The organism is Bacillus sp. GbtcB10 (assembly GCF_019091365.1).
Lineage (GTDB): Bacteria > Bacillota > Bacilli > Bacillales > Bacillaceae > Bacillus > Bacillus altitudinis.
In genome coordinates, this window is sequence record NZ_JAGXJP010000156.1 from 1 (window position 1) to 270 (window position 270).

Here is a 270-nt window from a genome sequence, read left to right on the forward strand (position 1 = left end):
GTCACCCATGCCTGCCAGAGCAACAGGATCAACAGAACGCCCCAGTAGCGGTTGAATGCGCTCTTCAGGATGCCAAGCATCAGCGATACCTCGCATAAACGAAACGCTCGACGAGCGACATGAGACCGAATGAAATCAGCGAACCGGCGGAGGTGATCAGCACGGCGCTCCACAGAAGCGGAATCTGGAAATTGTGCATGGCGGAAACCATCAGAAGGCCGAGGCCGCGCGTTGCGCCGAACCATTCGCCGATGATCGCCCCGATGAAGG

Annotated in this window: 1 pseudogene; it reads right to left on the minus strand. The window is 58.1% G+C overall.

Annotated elements, in window-relative coordinates:
* Positions 1 to 79 precede the first annotated feature (79 nt).
* A pseudogene (locus KVT11_RS19945) lies at positions 80 to 270 on the minus strand (ABC transporter permease); the annotation flags it as partial.